This is a genomic window from Stenotrophomonas sp. STEN240 (assembly GCF_056756175.1).
The window spans coordinates 102,381-123,745 of sequence record NZ_JBRRBO010000010.1; the positions used below are offsets into that span (position 1 = coordinate 102,381).

The 21,365-nt window shown below is 64.4% G+C and carries 23 protein-coding genes and 1 other RNA gene; 7 read left to right on the forward strand and 17 right to left on the reverse strand.

The window, feature by feature from the left end; translation table 11 throughout:
• Positions 1–6 precede the first annotated feature (6 nt).
• Positions 7–198, forward strand: a complete 192-nt coding sequence (locus ACVOKO_RS06830; RefSeq protein ID WP_346498187.1) for a rubredoxin — start codon at positions 7–9, stop codon at positions 196–198.
• Between the two features lie 216 nt (positions 199–414).
• On the opposite strand, the gene ACVOKO_RS06835 is transcribed toward ACVOKO_RS06830, so the two are convergent.
• From ACVOKO_RS06835 to ACVOKO_RS06870, 8 genes are all read right to left on the reverse strand, one after another.
• The gene (locus tag ACVOKO_RS06835) at positions 415–1,263 is read right to left on the reverse strand and encodes a SirB1 family protein (protein ID WP_346498188.1); all 849 of its coding nucleotides are present in this window, start codon (positions 1,261–1,263) and stop codon (positions 415–417) included.
• A gap of 65 nt (positions 1,264–1,328) precedes the next feature.
• Positions 1,329–1,787 carry a DUF192 domain-containing protein gene (locus ACVOKO_RS06840; RefSeq protein WP_346498189.1) on the reverse strand — a complete coding sequence of 153 codons (459 nt, stop codon included), beginning with the start codon at positions 1,785–1,787 and terminating at the stop codon, positions 1,329–1,331.
• Positions 1,788–2,103: 316 nt separating this feature from the next.
• Positions 2,104–2,751: a ribose-5-phosphate isomerase RpiA gene (gene rpiA, locus ACVOKO_RS06845; RefSeq protein ID WP_346498190.1), complete on the reverse strand. Its 648-nt coding sequence runs from the start codon at positions 2,749–2,751 to the stop codon at positions 2,104–2,106.
• A gap of 116 nt (positions 2,752–2,867) precedes the next feature.
• Positions 2,868–3,350: an EVE domain-containing protein gene (locus ACVOKO_RS06850; protein WP_346498191.1), complete on the reverse strand. Its 483-nt coding sequence runs from the start codon at positions 3,348–3,350 to the stop codon at positions 2,868–2,870.
• Positions 3,347–3,934, reverse strand: coding sequence for a 5-formyltetrahydrofolate cyclo-ligase (locus ACVOKO_RS06855; protein ID WP_346498192.1), 588 nt, complete (start codon positions 3,932–3,934; stop codon positions 3,347–3,349). Before ACVOKO_RS06855 ends, ACVOKO_RS06850 begins: the two co-directional genes overlap by 4 nt.
• Before the next feature lie 192 nt (positions 3,935–4,126).
• Positions 4,127–4,311: non-coding RNA, 6S RNA (gene ssrS, locus ACVOKO_RS06860), on the reverse strand.
• 85 nt (positions 4,312–4,396) lie between these two features.
• The gene (locus tag ACVOKO_RS06865) at positions 4,397–4,696 is read right to left on the reverse strand and encodes a cell division protein ZapA (protein WP_346498193.1); all 300 of its coding nucleotides are present in this window, start codon (positions 4,694–4,696) and stop codon (positions 4,397–4,399) included.
• Positions 4,693–4,914, reverse strand: a complete 222-nt coding sequence (locus ACVOKO_RS06870; RefSeq protein ID WP_346498194.1) for a TIGR02449 family protein — start codon at positions 4,912–4,914, stop codon at positions 4,693–4,695. The genes ACVOKO_RS06865 and ACVOKO_RS06870 overlap by 4 nt, the downstream gene beginning before the upstream one ends.
• 124 nt (positions 4,915–5,038) lie before the next feature.
• Here ACVOKO_RS06870 and ACVOKO_RS06875 point away from each other — a divergent pair, with 124 nt between their 5' ends.
• A complete protein-coding gene (locus tag ACVOKO_RS06875) occupies positions 5,039–5,584 on the forward strand; it encodes a YecA/YgfB family protein (protein WP_346498195.1) in 546 nt (181 codons plus the stop codon).
• A gap of 8 nt (positions 5,585–5,592) precedes the next feature.
• Positions 5,593–6,918 carry a Xaa-Pro aminopeptidase gene (gene pepP, locus ACVOKO_RS06880; RefSeq protein WP_346498196.1) on the forward strand — a complete coding sequence of 442 codons (1,326 nt, stop codon included), beginning with the start codon at positions 5,593–5,595 and terminating at the stop codon, positions 6,916–6,918.
• Between the two features lie 631 nt (positions 6,919–7,549).
• Here the strand turns inward: pepP and ACVOKO_RS06885 are convergent.
• The 9 genes from ACVOKO_RS06885 to rph all read right to left on the reverse strand — a co-directional run bounded on the left by ACVOKO_RS06885 (position 7,550) and on the right by rph (position 16,110).
• Entirely contained in the window at positions 7,550–7,930 is a 381-nt protein-coding gene (locus tag ACVOKO_RS06885) for a hypothetical protein (protein WP_346498197.1), read from the reverse strand.
• A gap of 336 nt (positions 7,931–8,266) precedes the next feature.
• Positions 8,267–9,595, reverse strand: a complete 1,329-nt coding sequence (gene pepQ, locus ACVOKO_RS06890; protein ID WP_346498212.1) for a Xaa-Pro dipeptidase — start codon at positions 9,593–9,595, stop codon at positions 8,267–8,269.
• A gap of 83 nt (positions 9,596–9,678) precedes the next feature.
• Positions 9,679–10,026 carry a PilZ domain-containing protein gene (locus ACVOKO_RS06895; protein ID WP_346498198.1) on the reverse strand — a complete coding sequence of 116 codons (348 nt, stop codon included), beginning with the start codon at positions 10,024–10,026 and terminating at the stop codon, positions 9,679–9,681.
• Positions 10,023–12,551: a DUF1631 domain-containing protein gene (locus ACVOKO_RS06900; protein ID WP_346498199.1), complete on the reverse strand. Its 2,529-nt coding sequence runs from the start codon at positions 12,549–12,551 to the stop codon at positions 10,023–10,025. The genes ACVOKO_RS06895 and ACVOKO_RS06900 overlap by 4 nt, the downstream gene beginning before the upstream one ends.
• A gap of 69 nt (positions 12,552–12,620) precedes the next feature.
• Positions 12,621–13,847: a radical SAM family heme chaperone HemW gene (gene hemW / locus ACVOKO_RS06905; protein WP_346498200.1), complete on the reverse strand. Its 1,227-nt coding sequence runs from the start codon at positions 13,845–13,847 to the stop codon at positions 12,621–12,623.
• 35 nt (positions 13,848–13,882) lie between these two features.
• Positions 13,883–14,383: a hypothetical protein gene (locus ACVOKO_RS06910; RefSeq protein WP_346498201.1), complete on the reverse strand. Its 501-nt coding sequence runs from the start codon at positions 14,381–14,383 to the stop codon at positions 13,883–13,885.
• A gap of 16 nt (positions 14,384–14,399) precedes the next feature.
• Positions 14,400–14,999 carry an RdgB/HAM1 family non-canonical purine NTP pyrophosphatase gene (gene rdgB, locus ACVOKO_RS06915; protein WP_346498202.1) on the reverse strand — a complete coding sequence of 200 codons (600 nt, stop codon included), beginning with the start codon at positions 14,997–14,999 and terminating at the stop codon, positions 14,400–14,402.
• Complete coding sequence (locus tag ACVOKO_RS06920) at positions 14,996–15,385, reverse strand: VOC family protein (RefSeq protein ID WP_346498203.1); 390 nt, start codon at positions 15,383–15,385, stop codon at positions 14,996–14,998. Before ACVOKO_RS06920 ends, rdgB begins: the two co-directional genes overlap by 4 nt.
• Entirely contained in the window at positions 15,382–16,110 is a 729-nt protein-coding gene (rph, locus tag ACVOKO_RS06925) for a ribonuclease PH (RefSeq protein WP_346498204.1), read from the reverse strand. The genes ACVOKO_RS06920 and rph overlap by 4 nt, the downstream gene beginning before the upstream one ends.
• A gap of 109 nt (positions 16,111–16,219) precedes the next feature.
• Between rph and ACVOKO_RS06930 the strand changes: the two genes are divergently transcribed.
• The 4 genes from ACVOKO_RS06930 to ACVOKO_RS06945 all read left to right on the forward strand — a co-directional run bounded on the left by ACVOKO_RS06930 (position 16,220) and on the right by ACVOKO_RS06945 (position 20,734).
• Positions 16,220–17,080: a YicC/YloC family endoribonuclease gene (locus ACVOKO_RS06930; protein WP_346498205.1), complete on the forward strand. Its 861-nt coding sequence runs from the start codon at positions 16,220–16,222 to the stop codon at positions 17,078–17,080.
• A gap of 343 nt (positions 17,081–17,423) precedes the next feature.
• Positions 17,424–18,056 carry a guanylate kinase gene (gmk, locus tag ACVOKO_RS06935; protein ID WP_346498206.1) on the forward strand — a complete coding sequence of 211 codons (633 nt, stop codon included), beginning with the start codon at positions 17,424–17,426 and terminating at the stop codon, positions 18,054–18,056.
• Positions 18,057–18,168: 112 nt separating this feature from the next.
• The gene (rpoZ, locus tag ACVOKO_RS06940) at positions 18,169–18,468 is read left to right on the forward strand and encodes a DNA-directed RNA polymerase subunit omega (protein ID WP_057629054.1); all 300 of its coding nucleotides are present in this window, start codon (positions 18,169–18,171) and stop codon (positions 18,466–18,468) included.
• A 106-nt stretch (positions 18,469–18,574) separates the two neighbouring features.
• Positions 18,575–20,734, forward strand: coding sequence for a RelA/SpoT family protein (locus ACVOKO_RS06945; protein ID WP_346498207.1), 2,160 nt, complete (start codon positions 18,575–18,577; stop codon positions 20,732–20,734).
• The last annotated feature ends 631 nt before the right edge of the window (positions 20,735–21,365 follow it).

Below are 21,365 nucleotides of genomic sequence, written 5' to 3' on the forward strand. Positions count from 1 at the left end.
TCCCCGATGTCCGACGCTACGGCCTCTACCCTGCGCAACTGGATGTGCGTCGTCTGCGGCTTCATCTACCGTGAGGCCGACGGCTTGCCGGAAGAAGGCATCGCCCCGGGCACGCGCTGGGAAGATGTGCCCGAGACCTGGACCTGCCCGGACTGCGGCGTGACCAAGGACGATTTCGAGATGGTCGAACTGGATTGAGCCGCGCAACGCGCGGGCTGTAGGAGCGGTGTCAGCCGCGAAGCCACTGCCGCATCCGAACCCAGCCAAGAGCATTCGCCTGCCGAAGAGGCGTCTTGGCGCGCACTGCGCAACGCCGCTTCTGCCGAAGTGCTGCGTTGATCAATGGCTTCGGATGCCGCAATGGCTTCGCGGCTTACGCCGCTCCCACAAGAGGTGGGATTGGCCTCGCGCGGCTCAATGCAGCCTCGGTTTTCCGCCACTCAACTCGATCAGGCGCTCGCGGATGTTGATGGCGTCCGCCGCGCCGGGTTCCATCTTCAGGTAGCGCGCCAGGTCATTGCGGGCACCTGCCAGATGTTCCAGCTGCAGATAGGCCAGGCCGCGGTCGCGCACGGCATCGGCCTGGTCGGGCGCCAGCTTGAGGATGCGGTCGGCGCTGCGCGCGGCGCGGTCCCATTCGCCGCGTTCGGCGTACACGCCATGCAGGTTGCGCAGCATGCGCATCAGGATGGCGCGGTGCGGCGCGGGGTCCAGGATCTGGGCGAGCACGCTGTCGTCCGGGGTCTCGCCGCCGAGGTTGCTGCGCGCGCGTTCACGCAGTTCGTCCACGCCCAGCGGCCGGCCGCCATTGAACGGGTCCATGATCAGTACGCCGTCTTCCACCGGCAGCCGCACCAGGAAATGGCCGGGGAAGGAAATACCCTCCAGCGGCAGGCCCAGCCGGCGCGAAACCTCGATCTGCACCAGCGCCAGCGAGATCGGGTTGCCCAGACGCCGCTCGAACACTTCGTTGAGATAGCTGTTGCGCGGATCGTAGTACTCGTCGTTGTCGCCGCTGTAGCCCACCTCGTTGAACAGGTGGTTGTTGATGGCGGCAACCTTGAGCGGCCATTCACCGATGGCTTCCACTTCCACCCGCAGGTGATCGGCATGGGCCTGCAGCACGCGATCGTAGGCGGCCGGGTCCAGCTGCGGGTACTCGTCGCGGGCGATCAGCAGGGCAGTGGGCAGCAGCGGCAGCGCCTCGTCGGGCAAGGCGGCCAGTTCTTCCCACTGCGGCAGGGTAATGCGTGTTTCAGACATGCCCCAAGACTGGCGGCAAAGCGGCGCCGGTTCAAGGGCGCCGCGGTTCAATCTGTGGGTCCGAGTCAGTTGCCGGTGGCAATGCCCGGGCCGAAGGTCAGCACGGCGCCGTCTTCGAGCTTGAGCTTGGCGGCCTGGCCGGCGTTGAGCTCCAGCACGTAAAGGGCTGGGTTGAAGCTGGGGTAGGGCGGGCACATGTCGCCAGCCGAGCACGGCGGTACGTCGCGCTGCTGGCCGACCAGGCGGCGCTGGCTGTCGAAGTACAGGATGTCCAACGGAATCTTGGTGTTCTTCATCCAGTAGGCCTGCGGTTCTTCGCGGTCGTGGACAAACAACATGCCGTGGTCGGCGTCCATCTGGTCGCGGAACATCAGGCCGCGGGCGCGGGTTTCATCGTTCTGCGCCAGTTCCACGTTGTAACGGGTGCCGGCCAGTTCCACCCAGTGCTTGCCGTCGGCGCTGGCGCAGCCGGCGAGGGCCAGCAGGGAAAGGGTGAAGATCGTACGCAGGAAGGATTTGGGCATGGGTTGGGACCTGGTTCCTATAGGGGGCCTTCTGGCAGATTCGGTGGAAGTCAAAAGCTTCCCCTCATCCGCCCGTTGGGCACCTTCTCCCGTGAACGGGAGAAGGGAAAAACATCAAGCCAAGGCTGGAGCGACAGCCAGAGCCAGAGCATCAAGCCAAAGCTCCAAGCCAGAGCATCAAGCCAGAGCATCAAGCCAGAGCATCAAGCCAGAGCATCAAGCCAGAGCATCAAGCCAGAGCATCAAGCCAGAGCATCAAGCCAAAGCTCCAAGCCAAAGCCTCAAGCCAAAGCCTCCAAAGCCGTGCTGCTTTGGCTTACAGCACCTGCGGCGGCTCGCCGCCGATGATGACCACGTCGGCCGGGCGGCGTGCGAACAGGCCAACGGTCACTACGCCCGGAATCTGGTTGAGCTGCTGCTCAAGCTTGACCGGGTCGGTGATGGCCAGGTTGTGCACGTCCAGGATCAGATTTCCGTTGTCGGTGGTCACGCCATCGCGCCATACCGGCTGGCCGCCAGTCAGTGCCAGGATTTCGCGGGCCACCAGGCTACGCGCCATCGGGATCACTTCCACCGGCAGCGGGAACTTGCCCAGCACCTTGACCTGCTTGCTGGGGTCAACAATGCAGACGAACTGCTTGCTGGCCTCGGCAATGATCTTCTCGCGGGTCAGTGCGGCGCCGCCGCCCTTGATCAGGTTCTTGTTGCCATCGCATTCATCGGCGCCGTCCACATACAGCGACAGGCCGCCGGTGTGGTTCAGGTCCAGCACCTCGATGCCGTGGCTCTTGAGCAGGGCGGTGCTCTGGTCGGAACTGGAAACCGCGCCTTCGATCTGGTCCTTGATGCGCGCCAGGGCTTCGATGAAATAGGCAACGGTGGAACCGGTGCCGACACCGACGATCATTCCCTTCTGCACGTACTCGATGGCTTTTTCGGCGGCCAGGCGCTTGGCTTCAGACATGGTGGGCTCAATCAGGTTGGAAAACATGTTTTTGTAGGAGCGGCGTAAGCCGCGAAGCTGACGTTGTCTCAGATAACCAGCTTCGCGGCTTACGCCGCTCCCACAACAGGAAATGCTTATCTAGGCTTCTTTTCCAGCGACAGCAGCAGCTTCCACTGGGCGGCGGTGACCGGGAACACCGAGAGCCGATTGCCCTTGGCGGTCAGCGGAAATCCTTCGCCCAGCTCCTCCGCATGCAGCTTGATCTCGTCCAGCGCGATCACCTGCGCCAGCTTGCGCTCGAAACCCACGTCCACCAGCATCCAGCGCGGTTGCTCGCGCGTGCTTTTGGGGTCGTAGTAATCGGATTTGGGATCGAACTGGGTGTCGTCCGGGTAGGCCTGGCTGGCCACCGTGGCAATGCCGACGATGCCCGGGACCTTGGTGTTGGAGTGGTAGAACAGGATGCCGTCGCCAACCTTCATGCCATCGCGCATGAAATTGCGCGCCTGGTAGTTGCGCACGCCGTTCCACGGTTCGGTGCCTACGCGCTGCAGGTCGTCGATGGAAAAGGCGTCCGGTTCGGACTTCATCAGCCAGTAGCGCTTGCGGGCGGTCATGCGTTCAACGGTTCCGGGTAGAGAGTGGCCTGCTCGGTACAGATGGCATCCACCGCCACATCCCAGTCCTCGACCGGCAATGACGGTACCTGCTGGGCGGAAAAACCTACTCCCACCAGCCACGGCGGCGCGGCCTGGCGCTGCCGAAATGCGAAGCTGCGATCATACCAGCCGCCCCCCATGCCCAGCCGCCGGCCGCCGCCATCAAAACCGACCAGCGGGGCGACCACCAGCGCCATTTCTTCCGGGCGCAGCGCCTGCGCCGGGTCCACGTCCGGCTCGGGAATGCCATAACGGTTGCTGACCAGCGCCTGCCCGGGCCGCCATGGCGCAAAACGCAGCAGCTTGCCGTGCAGCACTGGCAGGCAATAGGTCTGCTGCGCGGGCAGCTGCATCTGCCAACGGTGCAAGGCGATCTCGCCGTCCATTGCCCAGTAGCCGGCGACATGGCCGCTGATACCGGCGAAGGGCAGGGACAGCAGATGTGCCGCAAGTGTCTCGGCGGCGGCAATGCGCTCGGCGGCAGGGATATCGCGGCGGCGCTGGCGCAGTTGCTGGCGGAGGAGTTGGCGGGGATCGGTCATATGTGTACGTCGAGGCTTGGAAGCCCCTCTCCTGCGGGAGAGGGGTTGGGGTGAGGGTAAGTGCGGAGCACTCGTGCAGCCAAGTCTCATTGTGCTTCGCGCTTACCCTCATCCGCCCCTTCGGGGCACCTTCTCCCGCAGGGAGAAGGATAAAAAAAGAACGGCGCCCGTTGGGCGCCGTTCTGGAATATTGCATTCTCCGCGGTGACGATGCGTGCGAAACGACCTTGAACCCGGGGTTCAAGTGGGAACGCTGGGGGGCCATCGGGCTTCCCGCTACAAGGCGGACTTGCACACCCGGCTCCGTCGCGCCCCCGTGGTCGTAATTAAGGGACAAGGCGAATGTTTGCACACGCCGTCGTTCACAGCAGAGAACGCGTCGCCAGTATAGCGAGGTTGCACGGCTGCGTGCAGCCGTATTTCACTAATTGCGGATTCATCTGTCTGAGCTGCTCAGCTGGATCAACGCGCGTTGTCGATGGCCAGGTCCAGGCGCCGGTTCAATTCGTTCATGGCCGCTTGAAAACGCTGCTGCTGGGCGACCTGCTCATCGCGCAGCTGCTGCAGCTCGTGCGCCAGATTGAGCGCGGCCAGCACTGCGATGCGGTCCACCGCCGCCATCCGGTTGCTGCCGCGGATTTCGCGCATCTTGCCGTCGAGCACACGGGCGGCGGCGGTGAGGCTTTCGCGCTCGGCCGGCTCCACGCCAACGGTGTACTCGCGGTCGAGGATGTGGACGCTGACCGGTTCGGTTTGGCTCACGTGTGCTGCTCCAGCGACTTGAGGCGGGTGATCATGGCTTCCACCCGGGAGCGGGCCTGTTCGTTCTTGGTCAGCAGCTGCGAGCGCTCGCTGATCAGCTGTTCCTGCTGTTGGCGCAGGCTGCGGTTTTCATCGCTCAGCCGCTGGTTGCGCTCGAGCAGCAGCTCGATGCGGGAGACAAGGGCCTGCAGCTGGCCAGCGGGGTCGAAGGAGTCCATGGGCGGCACGATAGGCATGGCGATGAGGGCCGGTCAAGAAGGAGTTTGCGGCGCGGTTGATACACTGTACGGCCGCCGTCATATCAGTGTGCCGGTGATCCTCTCCGCTTTACAGACCAGTGACATGACCGATCTTCCTGCCGTCAACGACATCCTCCAGGCCAGCCAGTCGCTGGGCCTGGGTGCTTCCCCGGCCGAACTCCACGGCGGACTGTGCGGCTGGTTGGCCGCCGGTGGCGCCGATGTGCCCGCGTGGCCGGCCAAGGTATTGGCCGATGACGGCCTGCCAACCCCCGAGCCGGGCTCTGCCCTGGACCTGCTGCGGCAGGCCACGGTTGCGCAGCTGGAAGACCGCGACTTCGCCTTCGAGCTGGTGTTGGTGGACGCTGCCGAGCCACTGCAGGCGCGTACCGATGCGCTGTTCGAGTGGTGCCGCGCCTTCCTCGGCGGTTTCGGCTTGGCCTCGGGCAAGCGCCCGGCGCTGAGCGAGGAGGGCGAAGAGGCGCTGCAGGACCTGGCGCGTCTGGCGCAGGCATCGAGCGATGAGTTCGACAGCGCCGATGAAGACGAGGACGCCTTGTCGGAAATCGAAGAGTTCGTGCGGGTTGCGGCGCTGCTGTTGCACGGCGACTGCGTGATGGGCTCGCGCCATCGGCAAAGCCTGAACTGAGGTTGGCGATGAAGCGTCTGTCCGGGATAACCCCTGCCGAGTACGCCCGCCGCCGCCGCCAGTTGATGGAAGCGGCTGGCGATGACGCCATCCTGGTGCTGCCCGCCGCCCCTGAGCGGGTGCGCAGCAACGACACGTTCTACCCCTACCGGCAGGATTCGGACTTCTGGTACCTGAGCGGTTTTCAGGAGCCGGAAGCGGTGCTGGTGCTGATCCCGGGGCGCAAGCACGGCGAGGTCATCCTGTTCTGCCGTGAGCGTGATCCTGAGCGGGAAGCCTGGGATGGTCCGCGCGAAGGTCAGGATGGCGCGGTGTCGCGCTATGGCATGGACGATGCGTATCCGATCGATGATCTGGATGAAATCCTGCCCGGGCTGCTGGAAGGGCGGTCGCGGGTGTACTACCACTTCGGCCGCGATGCGGACTTCGATCTGAAGCTGATCGGCTGGGTGAACCGGGTCCGTTCGCAGGTGCGCGAAGGTGCGCAGTCGCCACACGAATTCCTTGAGCTGGGACATCTGCTGCATGAGCAGCGGCTGTACAAGAGCGCCGACGAGATCGCGCTGATGCAGGTGGCGGCCGATATCAGCGTGCGTGCGCACCGCGCGGCGATGCGTGCGGCGCGGCCGGGTATCCACGAATACGAATTGCAGGCGGCGTTGGAATGCGAGTTCCGCGCGGCGGATGGTTGGCCGGCGTACAACAGCATTGTTGGCGCTGGCGCCAATGCCTGTGTGCTGCATTACCGCGACAACAACCATGGCAGTGCCGATGGTGACCTGGTGTTGATTGATGCCGGCGCCGAATATCGCGGCTATGCCAGTGACATCACCCGGACTTTTCCGGTGAACGGTCGGTTCAGCCCGGAACAGCGTGCCTTGCACGATCTTGTGCTGGCGGCGCAGGCGGCCGCGCTGGAGCAGGCGCAGCCGGGCATCGCCTATGAAGAGGGTCATCTTGCGGCGGTCGAGGTCTTGACCGAGGGTCTGCTGCGACTCGGGCTGCTGAAGGGGGACCTGGAAGAGAACATCATCGAGGGCCATTACCAGCGTTTCTACCGGCACAAGACCGGGCATTGGCTGGGCCTGGACGTGCACGATGTCGGTGATTACCGGGTGGCGGGTGAGTCGCGTCTGCTGGAGCCGGGGATGGTATTCACGATCGAGCCGGGTCTGTACATCTCGCCGGAAGATCGGGGTGTGGAGGCGCGTTGGCGCGGTATCGGCATCCGCATCGAGGACGATGTGTTGATCACCGAGGATGGTCACCGGGTGCTGACGGCTGCGCTGGAGCGCAGTGCCGACGAGATCGAGGCTTTCATGGCCAAGCGCTGAGGCGCGAGGTGTTTGGCGGTAGTGTGCGAACTCGCACCCGCACCCGCATCCGCATCCGCACCCGCACTCGCACTCGCACTTGCACTTGCTGTTGCTGTTGCTGTTGCTGTTGTTGCCGTTGCTCCTGCACTTGCCCTCCCTTACGCAAAGCGTAGGGGAGGGTATGGGAGGGGTGCTCTGCTTTGGCTCCGGCAGTTGCAGTTGCATGTGCCTTTGCAGTTGCTCCAACGCTTTTGATCCACCGGGTCCCCTTCCGCAGCGACGCAGCCGACGGATAAGACCCCGAAAGGGGCGACGTGCAGGACGCACGTCGTTTTTCGACGATACAAGGATGTATCGTCGAAAAATCCCGGCGGCGGAGTGGACCCGCGTCGCGCAGCGGCGTGGGCGCGGAGGCAGGGTGTGCTTTCTTTTGGTTACTTTTTCTTTGCACAAGCAAAGAAAAGTGACTCGCTCCCCGAAGGGGAGTGAAAGCCTTTGCCTTTGCTTTCGACTTTCGCTCCAACCGCAACCGCAACCGCAATCAAGATCAAGGGCTTTCGCCCGCCTGCGGCGTGCGAGCACACCTTTCTTTGCTTGTGCAAAGAAAGGTGGCCCAAAGAAAGCACACCCTGCCTGCGCGCCCACGTCGCTATGCGACGCGGGTCCACTCCGCTGGCAGGATTTTTCGACGATACATCCTTGTATCGTCGAAAAACGACGCACATCCGTGTGCGTCGCCCCGTGCGGGGTCTTGTCTGCCAGCTCCGTCGCTGCGGAAGGGGACCCGGTGGATCAAAAGCGTTGGAGCAACTGCAAAGGCAACTGCAAAAGCAACTGCAAAGGCACTGCAAAGGCACTGCAAAGGCAACTGCAAAGGCAACTGCAAAGGCAACTGCAAAAGCAACTGCAAAAGCAACTGCAAAGGCAACTGCAAAAGCAACTGCAAAGGCAACTGCAAAAGCAACTGCAAAGGCAACTGCAAAGGCAACTGCAAGGGCAACTGCAAGGGCAACTGCAAGGGCAACTGCAAGGGCAACTGCAGAGCACCCCTCCCATACCCTCCCCTGCGCTGCGCGCAAGGGAGGGCAATGGCCAGTGCACAGCCTAGTAACTGCAGAGGCAGCTCCGGCAGTCATTACCTTGGTAATGGGGAATGCCTTGTTTGCTGAGCCGAGGTCAGCGGAAGTGAAGGGCTGGCGAGATCACGTAGCCCGGGTAAGCGTCAGCGCACCCGGGAAGCCCTGGACGTCAAACGGGGCAGGGGACGCAGCGCAGCCGAATGCTGCCCGGCTTTCGCCCGACCACAAAACATCCGATGCGCACGCCAACAGCCCGGGCGACAGCTACCTGCCACCCAGGCAAACGATCATGCTTGTGCGGCAAATTCCGGGCGGGTCAGGTTGTCCGCTTCGCCGTCAGTGCACAGCACTTCGTCTTCGATGCGTACGCCGCCATAAGGACGGAAGAAGTCCACGCGGTCCCAGTTCACGCTGGCGGCGTTGCCGGCCTTCTTTACTTCGTCCAGCAACATGTCGATGAAGTACAGGCCCGGTTCAATGGTCACCACCATGCCCGGCTCCAATACGCGGGTCATGCGCAGATACGGATGACCGGCCGGGCGCTCGATGCGGCCGCCGTCTTCGCCAGCGGCAAAGCCGGCCACATCGTGCACCTGTGCGCCGATCAGATGGCCGATGCCGTGCGGGAAGAATGCAGCGCTCACACCCGTGGCCAACGCAGCTTCCGGGGAGACATTGATCACCCCGAAGTCCTTGAGGATGCCCATCAGCGACAGGTGGGCATCCACATGCAACTGCTTGTAATCGAAGCCTGCACGCACCGCAGTGCACATCTTGAGCTGCGCTGCATCCACCGCTTCAATGAAGGACTGGAATTCACTGTGACCAGCCGCCGCATAGGTACGGGTAATGTCGCTGGCATAACCGTATGCCGAAGCGCCGGCGTCGATCAGGAAGCTGCGCAGCGGCTGCGGTGCCTGCTTGCCGAGATCGGTGTAATGCAGCACGGCAGCGTGTTCGTTCAAACCGATGATGTTGCCGTAGGGCAGCTCATTGGCGTCCTGGCCCACGGCGCTGCAATAGGCCATGTGGATCTCGAACTCGCTGGCGCCGGTGCGGAACGCAGCTTCGGCGGCGCGGTGGCCGCGTACGGCCAGTACCTGCGCCTGCCGCATCAGCGCGATCTCGTAAGGCGTCTTGTAGCCGCGGTGCCATTCAAGATGATTGATCACCTTAGCCGGGTTGTTGGGGGCGAAGCCGCCCAGCGCGCTCTGCGCTTCACCGAGGATGGCGCAGCGGCTCGGGTCTGCCGGCAACAGCGCCAGCGCTTCTTCAGGCTTGCGGATGATGTGGATGTTGAAGTGCTCCACCCACCAGCCGCTCGGCGCGTCCGGTACCACGTGCCAATAGTCGAAAGGCTGGTAGAACACCAGGGTCGGGCGGCTGCCCGGGGTGTGGATCAGCCAGCTGTAGGGCAGCTTGGTCAGCGGCAGCCAGGTCTTGAACTGCGGGTTGACCGCGTACGGGTAATCGCGGTCGTCAAATACCTGGTAGTGCTGGGTGCCACTGGGAACCACCAGGTGATCGAAACCACCGCGCGCCAGTGCCGCATCGGCACGGCGGATCATTTCGCCAAGGTGTTGGGCGTACAGGCTGGCTGGATCGTATTGGTTCATCGCGGTGGCTCGCTGGGGCATGCGGAGTTGCAGGCCCCAATTTTGCCGCAATCGGCTGAACGCTGCTGTGCCGTTTTCGGCACTCAGGCTGGGGGAAGTCGGTCCTCGATCCAGCGCTGCAGGTGCGCCTGCTGGCCCTTGTCCAGGGTCAGGAAGCGGAACCCGGCCCACGACTGCTCGGGTGCGTGGGTGGGCTCGAACCACAGCAGGTGCGCGCCGACGTCGATCTGCAACTGCCCGCCACGGCCATCGGCAATGGGGAACTGCAGCTGGTACAGGGCGTCGTCCTGCAATGCCACGGAGGCGATCAGCAACATGCCGGTTTCGGATATGTTGCCAAGCCGGCCGATCTGGGCACCGGTCATCTGGTCGCGTACCGGCACCAGCTCGGGTACCTGCAGGCGCGGTGCGCGGCGGGTATTGGTGATCATGCGGACTCCCCGGTATTGGTGGGCTGGCCGGCAATCGAGCGCAGTGCGCGCACGGTGGCCTGCCAGGCGCGGTCGATCAGGCGGCCGCGGTCTTCGGTGACGATGCGCAGCTGGCCTTTGGCCATCAGCCGCGACATCGTGTCCAGCGAATGTTCCGATACCTTCTGGCCACGCTGGTTAACGAACAAGGCATTGCCGGTGATCAGGCTGTACCAGGACAGGCGCTGGCGGCGGTTGTCGCCCTGCTGGTTGACGGTGAATTCGAACCAGGTGCCGAACGGCAGCGTGCGCAGCTGGCGGTAATGCGCCTCTTCCTGTTCGGTGCGTGCTGGCTCGACTTTCTTGCGACGTTCTTCTTCTTCCGGCTCGCCGGACTCGCCCAGGCGCGCGCGCATCTTGAGTTTGGCGGCCAGCTCGGTGCGTGAGGTGATGTCGTCTTCGCCGCCTGGCGTGGACAGCCGGCGTGAGATGGCGGCCGCTTCGTCCTGGTGGTAACCCACCTGCAGCAGCGATTGTTCGATTTCCTCGCCGAAGCTGGTATCGGCCGCGCCGCCGGGTGCCAGCCCGGTGATCTCGCCGATGCGCCGGGTAGCCTGCTCGCGCTGCTGCCATTCGTCCGAACCTTCGCCCTGGCGCAGCAGGGTGAGCGTCAGCACGTCGGCCCAGGCTTTGCGCAGCAGGGTCTGCACGAACTTCGGCGGTTCGCTGTTCTGGCACAGCGTGTCGATGGTGCGGTTGGCCAGCTGCTTGGCGGCCTCCAGGCGTTCCTTGCCACGCGCGGCGTCGACCTGGCGGCGCTCGGCCATCTCCGCGCGACGGGCTGCCGAGCGCAGGTGGCCCTGGATGATGTTGTTTGCTTCGACGAAGACCGTCTCGTCGCCCTGGTAATCGGTGACGACCTTGTTGACCGCGTCCTTGAGCTTGAGCAGCAGCACTGGATCGCTGTCGTCATCGCTGAGCCAGACCGCGCCGGACTCGGCCACCGCATTGAGCAGTTCGCGGGCCGGGTGCTGGTCACGCAGGAAGAATTCCTGGTCGCTGATGGCGGCACGCGCCAAGGGCACCTGCAGGCGCCGCAGCAGGTCGGCGGCCGGTCCTTCGCTGCGGACTTCCCGGTGCAGCTCGGAATAGAGCATGCCGAGCAGGTCCATGGTGTCGCCGTCCTGTACCGACAGCGTTGCGGCCGCGCCGTGTTCGGCCTTGACCTGGGCGAGCAGTGCAGTGCGGATGTCCGCCATGCTGTGACGGCTGCCGGAGGATGCTGCGGCGGCCTGCAGCTTGCCCAACACGTCCATCGCGGTCTGGGTGGAGACCGGTTGGGCGGCAGGGTTGCCTGCAGGCTGTGCGGCCAGTGGCGCGCCAGCTGCGCCGCCGTGCTGGGCCTGTGCTGCCTGCAGGGCGGCGAAGTCGGGCATGGCGCCCATGCCTGCGCTGGTGCCGCCGGCGCGGCCTGCGGGCATTGCGCTGCCGCCTGCCGGCGCAGCGCTGCCAGCACCACCGGCACCACCAGAACCGCCAGCAGCGCCAGCAGCGCCAGCGCTCATCGTAAGTGCTTGGCGGGCGGCATCCAGCAGGCTGTGCAGGCTTTCCATTGGTGCCATGGCAGCTGCGGCACCCGGCGAATGCGTCGGGGCGCCGGTGGCATGAAGCGGTGCAGCCGCTGCACTGGTCTGCAGTTCATTGGAAATACTGGCCCACGATGCCGCCGGCGCCTGGCCTTGCCAGCTGGTCAGCGGGGCATTGCCTGCCGCGCGCGGACCGGCACTGGCGGCATCGGCTTGGCCGCTGACAGCACCGCTGCCACGCGGTGCGGAGGGGCGGGGGAGGTGCGGGCGATACACCAGCCCAGGCAGCACGCCCTCGCGCTCCAGCAGGATGTTGAGCCTGTCCACCAGTTCGCCATGGCGCGGCATCACCATGCGGTCGAATACCTGGTACAGCACCAGCTGGGTGTCGAGGTTGAGCTGCATCTGCTCGCCGCAGTCGCGCAATGCGCGGCACAGGGCGTACGGGCCAACTGGCAGCCGCTCGGGATCAAACGCCGGCTGCGCCGCCAGTACCGCAAAGCGCTGGCCCAACAGCAGCAGCGGGCTGGTTGCACGGAAGGCCTCGCGTCGGGCCATTTCGTGCAGCACGATGTCGCGGTCGATGTCGGTGTCTTCAACCAGCGTCATCGCCTTGAATGCCGCTGCATGCGCTTCCGGGCTGGCTTTGGGCGGGTCTTTGAACGCCGCTACCTGTGCGGCAAGCGCGTCCAGGAAAAAGTCCGGGAGCTGCTCGGTGTGTTCACGCAGGACCCGCAGCTGGGCGTAGATGTCGGACTGGATCTGGCTGTTGTGGGCCATTTCCGCCTGCTTGAACAGGGCGCGCTCCAGGTCGATGGCGGTCAGCTGCAGCGGCGTGCGCAGGACTTCATCCGTGGCCAGGAAGGAAATTTCCAACAAGTGACGTACGCGGGCAGGTGCCTGCGTGGCGGCGATCCGTGCCATGGCCTGGCTGGACGAGCGTGGTGCGGTGCCTGACATCCGGTTTTCCTTCCCCTGAATGGGGGTTTTCTATCATTTATGTGATGTAAGTGTCACTTACGGCACGTTTCAGGCCAGGAACAACTCCACAACATCGTTGGTGAAGCGGCGGCCAAGCTCGGTGGGGACCCATTGGTCGCCGCTGTTGGTTATCCAGCCACGTTCCGCTGCCACGGTCAGGGATGATAGAAGCACGCTTCGTGCCAAACCGGTACGCGATTCAAAATCGCGCAGGCTGAAACCCTCGTGCAGGCGCAGCAGGTTGAGCATGTACTCGAACGGCAGCCGCTCGGCGCTGATCACCTCATCGCCGCCAATGCTGGCCAGGCTGCCGGCGGTATCCATGAAGGTCTGCGGGTGTTTGTGCTTCCAGCGGCGCAATACGTGCTGCTCGGCGCCGGAGCTGATCTTGCCGTGCGCGCCGGCGCCAATGCCCAGGTAGTCACCGAAGCGCCAGTAGTTGAGGTTGTGCTGGCATTGCCAGCCGTCGCGGGCATAGGCGCTGACTTCGTACTGGCCATAGCCACGCTCGGCGAGCAGTGCCTGGCAGTGTTCCTGGATGTCCCAGGCGCTGTCTTCGTCGGGAATGCCCTGCGGCGGCCGCGCGAAGAACACCGTATTCGGCTCCAGCGTCAGCTGGTAATGCGAGATATGGGTGGGATCGAGCGCGAAGGCGCGTTCAAGGTCGTATTCGGCCTGGGCCAGCGTCTGCTGTGGCAGCGCGTACATCAGGTCGATGTTGAAGTTTTTGTAGCCGGCGTCCTGCGCCAGCTTGACCGCGCGTTCGGCTTCGTTGCTGTCGTGGATGCGGCCCAGGCGCTGCAGCGCTTCATCGTTGAAGGTCTGGATGCCGAAGCTGATGCGGTTCACCCCGGCCGCGCGGTAGCGGTCGAAGCGGCCGTGTTCGGCGGTGCCGGGGTTGGTTTCCAGCGTCACTTCCAGGTTCGGCGCGAAACGCAGACGCGCGCTGGCTGCCTGCAGGAAGCGGTCGATGGCTTCGGGCGGAAACAGGCTGGGCGTGCCGCCACCGAAGAACACGCTGCTCACCACCCGGCCCCAGACCAGCGGCAGGTCCTGGTCCAGGTCGCGGATCAGCGCATCAATATAGGCATCGAACGGCAACTCGCCCTTGCCCGCATGCGAGTTGAAATCGCAGTACGGGCATTTGCGCACGCACCACGGCAGGTGCACGTACAACGCCAGCGGCGGCGGCACCAGCACGCCGGCGGCGTGGCCGTGATCGACCGAACAGGATTCGCCGGGAAGGTGGTTGCAGTGGTCGTGGGAGTGCGGCATGGAAGGCAGGTACGTAAGAGTGAAGGGTGTGGGCGCTATTGCGCGGCCAGCAAGCTTGGATCGACCAGCGAGCGCGGCTGTGCACGTAGCACGGTAGCGGCGATATCACGGAACATCGGCGAAGGGCCTTGATAGCCGCCCATTTCGTTGTCCATGAGGCGATGGCGAGCCGGTCGCGCACCGTTGCGCATATGCAGGTACAGGCCGGACACCATGGCTTTACGCTTGTCGACGAAGTTGTCGTAACGGACTTCGAGTACGTCGGTCAGTGGCACCTTGCGCCACCGGTGCGCGGTGGCGATGTTGTGGTAACGCAGCTGCCCGGCGCGCTCATCCAGCACCACACGCTGCCACATGATGGGCGCGGCAATCAGCGAAATCGCTACGGCGCAGCCAAGCGCCCAAAGCGGAAGGGCAAGCCAAGACTGCTCGCCGTCGTAAGCCAGCAGGCCACCGACAATGGCGCCGCTGATACCGCCAAGAATGGCGACCAGCCATACAAGTCCCAGTCCAGTGCGATAGCTGCGTGGCGTCATCCGTTGATCCCCGTGGTCAGTCGATCTTGAGTTGTGAGAGCTGCTGCAACAGCAGCTGCAGCGCCTTGGCGCGGTGGCTGCGGCCGTTCTTCTGCGCCGGCTCCATCTGCGCGGCGGTCAGGCCGAGTTCTTCATCCAGAAATACCGGGTTGTAGCCGAAGCCATTGCTGCCGCGCAGCTCATCGATGATGCGGCCTTCCCAGCTGCCTTCGCAGATCAGCGGTTGCGGATCGTTGGGGTGGCGCAGCAGCACGATCACCGCATGGAAGCGGGCAGTGCGGCGCTCGGCCGGTACATCGCGCAGCGCTGCCAGCAGCTTGGCGTTGTTGGCGGCATCGTCGGTGGGGCTGCCGGCATAGCGCGCGCTGTACAGGCCGGGCGCGCCGTCGAGAGCGTCGACGATCAGGCCGGAGTCATCGGCCAGCGCGGGCCGGCCGGTCACTTCACAGGCGTGGCGCGCCTTGATCAACGCGTTCTCGACGAAGGTCAGGCCGGTCTCGGGCACATCGTCCACGCCCAACTCGCGCTGCGGCACGATCTGCAGCGGCAACCCGGCCAGCATGGCCTGCAGTTCCTTCAATTTGCCGGCGTTGCCGCTGGCCAGTACCAGTTTCATTGCTTGGGCTCCAACAAGTCCCAGGTGTTGCCATACAGATCGCGGAACACCGCGACGGTTGCATAGGGTTCTTCGCGCGGGGTTTCGAGGAATTCCACGCCACACGCGCTCATCGCGGCATGGTCGCGCCAGAAGTCATCGGTGTGCAGGAAGAAACCAACGCGGCCACCGGTCTGGTTGCCGATGCGGCTGCGTTGTTCTTCATTGCTGGCGCGTGCCAACAGCAGCGCGGCAGCGCTGCCATCGGTCGGGCCGACCACCACCCAGCGCTTGCGGCCCTGGTCCAGGTCTTCCAGCAGCTGGAACCCCAGCTTGCCGGTGTACCAGGCAATCGCCTCGTCGTAGTCGGTGACTACCACGGTGACCAGGGCAAGGCGCCGGTTCATGCCTGCGCCAGTGCCGCCTGCTGTGCATCGAACAGCTCGCGGATGCCCTTTTCGGCCAGCACCAGCAGCGCGTCCAGTTCGTCGCGGCGGAAGGCGTGGCCTTCGGCGGTGCCCTGCAGTTCGATGAAACCGCCGCCATCATTCATGACGACATTCATGTCGGTATCGCAGTCACTGTCCTCTGCGTAATCCAAGTCCAGCACCGGCTGGCCCTTGTAGACGCCGACAGAGACCGCCGCAACCGCGCCGAACAGCGGGTTGCGCTTGATATCGCCGCGCTTCATCAGCAGGTTGACCGCATCGACCAGAGCGACATAGGCGCCGGTGATGGCGGCGGTGCGGGTGCCGCCGTCGGCCTGCAGCACGTCGCAATCCAAGGTGATGGTGCGTTCGCCCAGCGCATTGCGATCAATGCAGGCGCGCAGGGTGCGACCGATCAGGCGCTGGATTTCCAGCGTGCGGCCACCCTGCTTGCCGCGCGCGGCTTCGCGGTCGGAGCGGGTATGGGTGGAGCGCGGCAGCATGCCGTATTCGGCGGTCACCCAGCCCTCGCCCTTGCCGCGCAGGAAGCCCGGCACGCGGTTCTCGACGCTGGCAGTGCACAGCACGCGGGTGTCACCAAAACTCACCAGCACCGAACCTTCGGCATGACGGGTGAAGGAACGCTCGATGGTGACAGTGCGCAACTGGTCGGCCGGGCGGCCGCTGGGACGGGAAAAGGTCATGGGGGATCCGTTAGTACGAGATGATCAGGTGGACGTCCGGGCGGTTGATGCACCAGCGTCCAGAGGCGGCTAGGGTACCATTCGCCCTTTGAAACGCATCGGAAAGCACATGATTCGGAGCATGACCGCCTATGCCGGCGGCGAACGCATCACCCCGTGGGGCACGCTGGGTTGCGAACTGCGCTCGGTGAACCACCGGTTCCTGGAAGTGGGCGTGCGTCTGCCCGAGGACCTGCGTGCGCTGGAACCGCAGCTGCGTGAGCGCATTGCCGCCCGCGTCAGCCGCGGCAAGCTGGATCTGGTGATGCGCCTGCGCGCACCGGAAGCCGCCACTTCGCTGGCGGTCAACGAGGTGCTGGTCGAGCAGCTGGCTGAATTGGCGCAGCGTCTGCACGGGCGCTTCCCGGCCATGCAGGTCGGTTTCACCGATCTGCTGCAGTACCCGGGTGTACTGCGCGCCGAGGCTGCCGACAGCACCGCTCTGCATGCCGAAGCCCTGGCCCTGCTGGAGGAAACGGTGGCCAGCTTCGTGCAGGCGCGTGAGCGTGAAGGCGACAACTTGGCTACGGCCATCAGCGAGCGCGTTGATTCCGTTGAGCGTATTGCCGCGGAAGTGCGGGAACTGATCCCGGCCATCCGTGAAGGGCAGCGGGTCAAGCTGGCCGCACGCCTGGCCGACTTGCCGCACCCGGTGGATCCGGGCCGTGCCGAGCAGGAGCTGGTGATGTGGCTGCAGAAGCTCGACGTGGATGAGGAGCTGGACCGCCTGGACAGCCACATCGCCGAGATCCGCCGCGTACTGCGCCAGCGCGAGCCGGTCGGTCGCCGGCTGGATTTCCTGCTGCAGGAATTCAACCGCGAGGCCAACACCCTGGGCTCCAAGTCGGTGGACGCGCGCACTTCCAATGCCGCCGTCGAGCTGAAGGTGCTGATCGACCAGATCCGCGAGCAGGTCCAGAACATCGAGTAAAGGCAGTGCCGAGCCACGCTCGGCAAAGCCAAGGCCTGTAGTGCCGAGCCACGCTCGGCAAAGCCAAGGCCTGTAGTGGCCAGCCCAGCTAGGCCGAGGCGCTGCCCGGTAAGCCCAGCCGAGCAGGGCGCGGCGCGACCAAAGAGGCTCTACCGGTAACGCCCAGCCGAGCAAGGCTCGGCTCTACCAATGAGGCTCCACCGGTAACGCCCAGCCGAGCATGGCTCGGCTCTACAGGTGACGCTGCTCCCACAAGGCTCTGGGCGGCCATGAACGCAGCTGTCCCTGCACAGACCGGCCCACGCCGGTACAATGCCGGGCCATTCCGACGTTGGCCCACCGCATGCGTGGCACCCTCTACATCGTCGCTGCCCCGTCCGGGGCCGGCAAAAGCAGCATCGTCAACGCCACCCTGGCGCGCGACCCGCACATCTCGCTGTCCATCTCCTTCACCTCGCGGGCCATGCGCCCGGGCGAGGTCAACGGCAAGCACTACCACTTCGTCCCGGCCGCCGAATTCGAGCAGATGATCGCCGCCGGCGATTTCTTCGAGCACGCGCTGGTGCATGGCGACTGGAAGGGTACGGCGCGGCAGTCGGTGGAGCCGCAGCTGGCGTCCGGCAAGGACGTATTGCTGGAAATCGATTGGCAGGGCGCACGCCAGGTACGTGAGAAAGTGCCCGGTGCGGTCAGCGTGTTCATCCTGCCGCCGTCGCGGCAGGCGCTGGATGAGCGCATGCGCAAGCGCGGCCAGGACAGCGAAGCGGTGATGGCCCAGCGGCTGGCTGCCGCGCGCGAGGAAATGCTGCATTACGACGAGTTCGACTACGTCATCATCAACGAGGATTTCGACACCGCCGTTGGCGAAATGTGCTCGATCTTCGCCGCCAGCCGGCTGCGCTGCGCCCCCCAGCAGCAGCGCCATGCCGAGCTGATTGCCTCGTTGCTGGTTCCGGAAAACCGAGCAAGTGATTGATCCACAAGGGGCTGTTCAGGCGTTGACTTGATTTCAACCCCCACCTGCCCCTACAATCCGTCCCCTTTCCCTCATTCGATCGAGCGGCCGTTGCAGGTCGCCGGGAGCCCGCATGGCCCGCATTACCGTAGAAGATTGCCTGGAAGTCGTTAATAACCGTTTTGAGCTGGTCATGATGGCGTCCAAGCGTGCCCGTCAGCTGGCCAATGGTGTCCAGGCGACGATCGACAACAGCGAGACCGAGGACAAGCCGACCGTATTGGCGCTGCGCGAAATCGCCGCCCGTCGCATCGACAATGACCTGATCGAGGAAGTCGAGAAGTCCGAGCGCGAGCGTGCTGAACGTGAAGCACTGGAGTGGGCCGCCGCTGAAGTGGTTGCCGACGAAGACATGTCCAAGAACGACGATTGATCGCTTCTTAGCCATTGATTGATGTTGTCTGCAAACAGCCCGCCAAAAGCGGGCTGTTTGCGTTGTAGGAATTGCCGTGGAACGTCCACTGGCATAGTCTTCTGGCATGAACCCAGGCCCTTCCGCCCAGGTAGCCACGCCCGCGGGCGGGGTGGTACCTGACTATGTACTGCAACTCGAACGCGCAGCCAGCTATCTCCCTACCGAGCAGCTGCCGCTGTTGCGTCGTGCCTGGGAGGTCGGGGCGGCCGCGCACGCTGGTCAGACCCGCAAATCCGGTGAGCCCTACATCACCCATCCGGTGGCAGTGGCGCGCATCCTGGCCGAACTGGGCCTGGATGTTGAAACCCTGATCGCCGCGATCCTGCACGACACCATCGAGGACACCCCGCTCACCGGCGAAGAGCTGGCCGCCGAGTTCGGCCAGGCCGTGGCCGATCTGGTTGAAGGCGTGACCAAGCTGGACAAGCTCAAGTTCCGCGACCGCCAGGAAGCAGCGGCGGAGAGCTTCCGCAAGATGCTGCTGGCGATGTCGCGCGACCTGCGCGTGATCATGATCAAGCTGGCCGACCGCCTGCACAACATGCGCACCCTCGGCGCGCAGAGTGCCGAAGCGCGCCGCCGCATCGCCACTGAAACGCTGGATATCTACGCCCCCATTGCCCAGCGCCTGGGCATGAACCTGATCAAGTCCGAGCTGCAGAACCTCGGCTTCCGCGCGTTGTACCCGTGGCGCCACGCCATCATCGAAAAACACATCCGCAGCCAGCCGGTGGTGCGCCGTGAGTCGATGGCGCAGGTGGAGGTGCAGTTGTCGCAGCGCTTGGCGCGTGAAGGGTTGGAACATCGCCTGATCAGCCGCATCAAGACGCCGTGGAGCATCTACACCAAGATGCGCGAGGAGAACAAAAGCTTCGACCAGGTGATGGATGTGTTCGGCTTCCGCCTGGTGATGCGCAGCGTGCCCAACTGTTACCACGCGCTGGGCGGCGTGCATGCGGCCTTCAAGCCGCTGGACGGCCGCTTTCGTGACTTCATCGCCATTCCCAAGGCCAATGGCTACCAGTCGCTGCACACGGTGCTGTTTGGTCCGTACGGCTCGCCGATCGAAGTGCAGATCCGCACCGAGGAAATGGACCTGATCGCCGAGCGCGGCGTGGCCGCGCACTGGACCTACAAGTTCGGCGGCGACGGCCCCAACAGCGCGCAGAGCAGGGCGCATGCGTGGATCGTGGAACTGATCGACTCGCAGCGTACCGCCGGTTCGTCGCTGGAGTTCCTGGACAACGTCAAGGTTGATCTGTTCCCGGACGAGGTCTATCTGTTCACGCCCAAGGGCAAGATCCTGGCGCTCCCGCGCAACTCGACCGCGCTGGACTTCGCCTATGCGGTGCATACGGACGTGGGCAACCGTGCGGTGGCCTCGCGCGTGGACAAGAAGCTGGTGCCGCTGCGCACGCGTCTGGTGAGCGGGCAGACGGTGGAGATCATCACTGCGCGTTCGGCGTCGCCCAAACCGCAGTGGCTGGAATTCGTGGTCAGCAGCAAGGCGCGCACCGCCATCCGCCACCAGCTCAAGCAGCTGGAGCACGAGGATGCGGTGCAGTTGGGCCACAGCATGCTCGACCGTGCGCTGGAAGCGATGGACAGCTCGATTGAGCGGTTGCCGAAGGGGCGCCTGGATGCCTTCCTCACCGAGCACCGCTACCCGCGCCTGGAGGCCTTCCTGGCCGACGTGGCGCTGGGCAACTGGATGCCGACCCAGGCCGCGCAGGCGCTGATGTCCTATGCCGAACTGCGTGCCAGCGGCGTCACCCATCGTGCCCAGGAGAAGATCCTGATCAATGGCAGCGAGCGTGGCGTGGTCAGCTTCGCCAATTGTTGCCAGCCGATTCCCGGCGACGACATCATGGGTTACCACACCGCCGGCAAGGGCATCGTGGTGCACCGTCTGGATTGCCCGAACCTGGCTGAACTGCGCAAGACGCCGGACCGCTGGGTGCCGATTGGCTGGGATACCAGCGTGGTTGGCGATTACGACACCGCCCTGGTGGTCGAGGTGGAGAACGGCACCGGCGTATTGGCGCAGTTGGCTGCCGCCATCGCGCAGAGCCATTCCAACATCGAACGGGTGGACTACCTGGACCGCGACTTCAACGCAGCGGTGCTGTGCTTCAACATCCAGGTGCGCGACCGCAACCACCTGGCTGAAGTGATGCGTCGCCTGCGTCGCCTGCAGGTCGTGCAGGCCGTCCGCCGCCAGTAATGGGGAGTGCCGAGCCCTGCTCGGCAGTGTTTCTACCGGTAAACGGCAGTGTTTGTAGGAGCGACGTCAGCCGCGAAGCTGGCATCGATGATGCAACAGGGATGTTTGCCAGCCGGATGTCCTATCGACTTCGCGGCTTAACCGGTTGACGGCGGTGTTTGTAGGAGCGGCGTAAGCCGCGAAGCTGGCATCGATGATGCAACAGGGATGTTTGCCAGCCGGATGTCCTATCGGCTTCGCGGCTGACGCCGCTCCCACAAACAAAAACCGCATCGGGTGTACGGGGAAAGCCGCCCCAGCCGAGCATGGCTCGGCTCTACCTGCTTCGCGCTATCCACACAGGCTGTGTCCTGCTGCATCCACAAGTTGTGGATAAGCGCGCGCAGCCCTTGCGCTGCGGGCCTCTGCAAAACATGGTGATATTTTGTCCATGAGCTGTGGATGACCTGTAGTGCCGAGCCATCCATGGAAACCCGTAGTGCCGAGCCATGCTCGGCAGGGGCTCTACCGGTTAACGGCAGTGTTTGTAGGAGCGGCGTCAGCCGCGAAGCTGGCATCGATGATGCAACAGGGATGTTTGCCAGCCGGATGTCCTATCGGCTTCGCGGCTTGTCCGGTTAACGGCAGTGTT